The sequence below is a fragment of the Pseudomonas sp. 51_B genome (assembly GCF_017491595.1).
GTDB classification, from domain to species: Bacteria; Pseudomonadota; Gammaproteobacteria; order Pseudomonadales; family Pseudomonadaceae; genus Aquipseudomonas; species Aquipseudomonas promysalinigenes.
On sequence record NZ_JAFGYW010000216.1, the window covers coordinates 1 to 502 of the forward strand.

Annotated in this window: 1 pseudogene; it reads right to left on the reverse strand. The window is 60.4% G+C overall.

The annotated features are described in order from the left end of the window. A pseudogene (locus J5M56_RS24475) lies at positions 1 to 502 on the reverse strand (thiamine pyrophosphate-binding protein); the annotation flags it as partial.

A 502-nucleotide genomic window follows, 5' to 3' on the forward strand; every position in this document is an offset into this window, starting at 1 on the left:
GATCACCCGATCGTCGAAGCGGGCGCCCACTGCGAGAATCACGTCGGCATGGTGCATCGCCAGGTTCGCGGTATAGCTGCCGTGCATACCCAGCATGCCGATGAACTGACGGTCAGTGCCAGGGAATGCGCCCAGACCCATCAAGGTGTTGGTCACCGGCAGGTTGAGCATTTTTGCCAGTTCGGTCAGTTGCGCGGAGCCATTGCCGAGAATCACGCCGCCGCCGGAGTACAGCACCGGGCGCTTGGCCGCCAACAACATTTCCGCTGCTTTGCGGATCTGCCCGGAGTGACCGCGAACGGCCGGGCTGTAGGAGCGCAGCTTGGCTTTTTTCGGAAAAACGTATTCGAACTTTTCGGCCGGGTTGGTCATGTCTTTCGGGATGTCAACCACGACCGGGCCCGGACGACCGGATTGCGCCAGGTAGAAGGCCTTCTTCATGACTTCCGGGATTTCCGAAGCGTGCTTGATCATGAAGCTGTGCTTCACGATCGGCCGGGAG